General features: G+C 66.0%; 2 protein-coding genes. Both read left to right on the top strand.

Translation table 11 applies throughout. The annotated features are described in order from the left end of the window. The first annotated feature begins 354 nt into the window (after positions 1-354). A complete protein-coding gene (locus tag ACGFYV_RS37380) occupies positions 355-3,123 on the top strand; it encodes a DEAD/DEAH box helicase (RefSeq protein ID WP_393883007.1) in 2,769 nt (922 codons plus the stop codon). Continuing rightward, entirely contained in the window at positions 3,107-4,501 is a 1,395-nt protein-coding gene (locus ACGFYV_RS37375) for a phospholipase D-like domain-containing protein (RefSeq protein ID WP_393883006.1), read from the top strand. The genes ACGFYV_RS37380 and ACGFYV_RS37375 overlap by 17 nt, the downstream gene beginning before the upstream one ends. Positions 4,502-5,261: the final 760 nt, after the last annotated feature.

The raw sequence follows: 5,261 nt of genomic DNA, 5'->3' as shown, positions 1-5,261 counted from the left end.
GACGCGCCGATCTCCACCAGGGCCTGCTCGAACTGGCCTGCAGTCTCATATGCCTCCGCCGCCTACGAACCTCATTCTGAAACGATCAGTAAGCCCGGAAACGTCCTCTTGACCAGTGACGGCACGGTCAAGCTCGCCGACTTCGGGATCGCTAAGGTCGTGGAGACGGCGGGGGCGTCCACGACGGACCACACGGTCGCTGACTACGGTTCCAGCCTGTACAAGCCGTTGGAGAAGAGCAGCGTCGGCTGGGTCAGGGATGTCTACGCGTACGCCGTCCTGGCCATCCAGATCTTGTCCAACAGCAAGGCCCGCGACTACCCCGGACTGCTGTCCGCGCTGGACGAGCTAGAGATGGACACCGATGTCCGCGCGATTCTGAAGTCCTGCATCGACCTCGAACCGCAGAAGAGGCCGGCCAACGCCATCGTGCTGGAGCACCAACTGCTGGAGGTGGAGCGACGGTGCGGCAACCGTGACGCGCGGCAGCGCAACTCGGTGTGGCTGAAGATGACCAAGAACGCCGCGGAGAAGCTCGTCACCGTGCCGGAGGGCGAGGGACTGAGCCTCGACCAGGTCATGGCGCGCGCCAAGTCGGAGGTGATGTCCGACATCTCGGGCACAGTGCATGTCGACTACGGCTGGAACCCGGCCACGAAAGAGGTCGGCACCGGGACGGTGCGGGTCTTCGGCCGGAAGCTGTTCCTGCGCATGGCCGGCGACGACAAGAACTCCGACCGGTGCGTCATCGTGTCCGCAGAAGAGCGGCCGGAGGAATGGCTGGCGAAGCGCCGGGAGTCTGCACTCAAGCTTGATCCGATTCTGAGCTGGACCTTCTACGATCCGGGCGAGGCCCCGGCCAACCGCGGGCTGAACGTGCTGCTCTCGGGCCTCAACACGCATGTCGAGGCCCGCGAGGAGAAGGGTCGCGATGACCGGCGGCAGAACCTCGGGGACCTCTTCGACGGCTGGCGGCACGTCCTGGAGGCCCGCGAGGAGATCGCGGCGAACGGGCGGCAGCCCGTCGCCTACGACAGGATGGAGGGCACCTCGTACACGCGGTCCTTCCGTCTGGGCGCCACCGAAACGGTGATGGAGATCGGCGACGAGTGGTCGGTCGTGGAATACCCCTACAGTCGGCCCATCGACCGTGGTGTCGTCACCAGTCGGACCGAGGACACCGTCCAGCTCCGGATGACTCGTGCCAAGACGGCACTGCCGCGCCGCGGTTACTTGCTGCCCTTCCTCGGCCCCAGCCAGAGCGCCATCAACCGGCAGCGCGACGCGCTGTCCACGGTCGCCGCCGAGCAAAGCAGTAACCCTCACCTGGGCAAGATCATCGAGAATCCGCAGGAGATGCCGGTCCTGCCTCCGGTCGAGGTCACCTCCTGGGTCCGCGCCGACCTTGACCAGAGCAAACGGGATGTCGTCGTGCGCGCGCTGGGGACGCAGGACCTGGTCCTGGTCGAGGGGCCGCCTGGTACTGGTAAGACCACGGTGATCGCGGAGATCGTTGAGCAGACCCTCAGCCGCAAGCCGGACGCACGAATTCTCATCGTCAGCCAGACCCACATCGCCATCGACAACGCGTTGCGCCGTTTGGAGGAGGCGGGTATCGACGGCCTGGTGCGTCTGGGGCGCCCGGACGATCCGCGCATCGATCCCGCCGCGCAAGCGCTGCTGTTGGACCGGCAGGTCAAGAGATGGACGCAGAGTGTTCGGGCCCGGGCGGAGAAGCACCTGGAAGCGGTCGCGATCCGGCAGAAGCTGGAAGCACGGCACCTGAAGGCGGCACTCCTGCTGGAGGAGGCGGCCGCCGTCGCCACCGACCTCGCGCACGTTGAGGGCCGCCTCGTGGAACTGACCGCTCAGCCTTTGCCCGACCGCACCACCTCCGCGCGGGAACTGGGAGAGGAAGCGGTCACCGTCGGCGCCCGCCGGGAGACACTCCTCGAACAGCGAGCGGCCCTGGTCGTCGAGATCCAGAGTGCCCTGGACGGTGACCTCACCCTGCGCGAGACCATGACCGCGCGGGAGTGCCGGGACGCCGTCGAGGCTCTGTTTCCGGCAGATGGTCCCGGACAGGACCTCATGCGGCTGCTGCGCTTGCAGGGCGAATGGCTCAAGCGGATCGGCAGCGACCCGCACCTGGTCGCCAGTTTCCTGCGGACCCGGAATGTGGTGGGCGGCACGGCCCTGGGCTTCTTGGGGCATCCGGCAGCACGTTCCCTGGACTTCGACCTGTGCATCTTCGACGAGGCGTCGAAGGCGACCGCGACCGAGGCGCTGGTCCCGCTGGCCCGGGCGAAGCGGTGGGTGCTGGTGGGGGACACCAAGCAGCTCCCGCCGATCGACGAGGACCTGCTGCGCAATGGCAAGGCCATGGAAGACCACCAGCTGACCCCGGAGATCGTGCAGACGACGCTGTTCCAGCACCTGGCGGACAATACGCAGCTGCCGGTCAAGCATCTGCTGCGCGAGCAGTACCGGATGACTCCTGCCATCGGCAACATGATCAGCAGCTGCTTCTACGACAACGGACTGCTCTCTCCCAATCCGCACGAGCTACCGGGGTACAGGGGGATCAACCGGCCTGTGCTCTGGATGGACACCAGCTTTCATCCGGGGCGGCGTGAGACGGAGCGATCAGGCACCGAGACCAGCGTCTCCAACCGGCTTGAAGCGCAGATCGCAGAGAAACGTCTGGAGGTCATCGATCATGCGATCGGGAAGGGGGTGGTCCAGCCGCCCGGCGGCAAGCCCTTGGAGGTTCTGGTCATCGCGCCCTACGGCCGTCAGGTCGAAACACTCAAGAAGCAGCTAGCCAAGAAGAAGCTGAGGCACTTCACGCCCGAGGTGCTCTCTGTGGATGCCGTGCAGGGTCGCGAGTGCGATCTCGCGGTCTTCTGCGTGACCCGCAGCAACTCCGACGGCCGGTTCGGGTTCCTGGGGCAGCCCTACTGGCGGCGCATCAACGTCGCTCTATCCCGTGCCCGGTTCGGGCTGATCATCGTCGGGGACGCCGGCTTCTGCCGCAGCAAACCCGGCGCCCTGCGCAACGTCCTCGACTATATGAGCAGCCACCCGGAAGACTGCGAGATCCGCGATGTCAACGTTCAGTGAGGACAGCCTGCTGGCCGTCCGCTTCGGAAATGCCCGCACCGGCTTCGACCTCGTCGGCATCGTCGACGCGGCCCTGCCCGTCGCCCGCATCACCGCCGAGGTCCTCGCCCAGGACAGCAAGGACATCCCCCTGCTGGAGGAGTATGTCCTGCGGCTCGTCGAGCAAGGGGAGAGAACACCGGATTCCATCGCGGGGTTCCTCGGCCTAGACGTCGCCATGGTGAACCAGACCGTGGCGGTCCTTTTCGGCTCCGACGACCTGCGCTGGACTGCTCCCGTGCCCGGCACAGCGCCCGTTCCGCGGCTGCGCTTGACCGAGAAGGGCCGCTTCACCGCGACGAAGGCGGCTGCCATCGTCCCGGTCCGGGTCAGCCAGTCCCTCGTCTTCGACCAGATGTTGTGGCGGGCCTCCCCTTACAGCCGCCGCAGCACCATCGCCCGGGACGTGGCCACCGAAGCCGGAATGATCATGCTGCCTGCCGCGCGTTCCGGTCCCGTCGAGGACGGCGAGGTGACCGCCGAGGAGATCACCTCCCTACTCCAGGGGAACGGCACCACCACCCGCGAAGTCCTGCAGGTCAAAAGCATCGTCCAGACCCGAACCCGTCATGTCCTGCCGGTCAAGCTCCTCGTCTACGCGGACGCTGAACGCGCTGACATCGAGCTCGGTGTCGTCATCGACGGGGAACTGAGCGACCGCCATGAGATCGAACTGATCGGCTTCGGCGGCGCCAAGGGCCTTGGCATCAACGTAGAGCCCGAGCCTGAGCGCCCCCTGCTGGAACCCGACCTCGAAGAGGCCCGGATCCCCCTGCAGGAGGTCACTCAGAAACGCGCAGAGCAGGCCGCCGTCCAACTCAACTCCCCGGCACCCCTCCCTGCAGAGCCGAAGGCCCTAGAGTCGCAGGCAGAGGAGATTCGAGCAATCGGTGTCTTCGAGCACCCGGAGCTCCTCGACGAAGCCCTCACCAGCGCCCGGAAACGCATCCTGATCATCTCACCGTGGATCACCGGAGCGATCGTCACCACGGCGTTCGTCGGCAAACTGGAACGCCGACTGCAGCGTGGCGTGAAGGTCGACATCGCCTACGGCTATGACGACAGCGAGAATAGGACCGACCCGACTGCCATCAGAAGGCTGAACAACCTCGCTGCGCGATACCCCGAGAAGCTGCACGTGGCGCGCCTCAAGAGCAACCATGCCAAAATCCTCCTCTTCGACGATGCCTGGGTGACCACCTCCTTCAACTGGCTCTCCTTCAAGGGTGATCCGGACCGCACCTACCGGGTGGAGGAGGGCACCCTGATCCGGAATCGGGAGAAATCTGACATTTATTATGCCCGCTACCTCGAACTCATTGGCGACAACCGCCGATAGGCCAGCACCGTGGAGACCTGCCTGATCCGAGCCGGCTCCTCGGCCCTTGGGCCGGGAGGGCGGGAGAGGCGGCCCGCCTGAAGGCCCTGTGGGTGCAGCAGGGTGGCGCGCCGCGTGTGTTGGCCGACCGGTGGGCGGAGATCGACGGCGGGCCCCGGAGCACTGGCCCGCACGGGTGGCTGGTCCGGGGAAGCTTGGCGCATTGGCCGTCCTGCTCGGATCCCCGGTTTCACCTCCCACTCACGCGGAGTAGCTTCGGACACTAGCCGTCCTTGACGAGAAGCGGGGGTCCATCCAAGTACGCGCAGGGATGGACACGACGAACGGCGCTTCTCGGTGGCCGCGTACACGAACCGAGGCACGGGAGGCAAGGATCCAAACTGACTGGTTGCCGCCGCTGGCCGACGCCCGCTGTACTTATCCGTGACTTCTGGTGGCCAGCCAGACGGTGGCCGTGTCGATCACGAAGCGGTAGCGGACGTCGTTGGCCTGGACGCGGTCGTACGCCTCGTTGACCTGGCCGTCGCGGATCATCGCGATCTCCGCACCCTGTTCACCGACGTGAACAGGGTGAGATCCAAATCTGACGGGCCCTGAAATGGGCGGTCCAATGCCTTCCCCCACGGCAGATTCCCGTGGTCAATGACATGCGAGGCAGTCTGCTGGGTCGTGTCCCCGTTCGTGGTGTAGCCGATCACGGTTGAGGTGTGCGCGGGCGCACGTCTGCTGGGTTTCGTGCTCCCTGAGCATGGGTCGGCCA

This window comes from Streptomyces sp. NPDC048297 (assembly GCF_043201585.1).
In the GTDB taxonomy this organism is placed as follows: Bacteria; Actinomycetota; Actinomycetes; order Streptomycetales; family Streptomycetaceae; genus Streptomyces.
The sequence above is the reverse complement of the archived record's forward strand: the minus strand, read 5'-3'. Positions and strand labels throughout refer to the sequence as shown.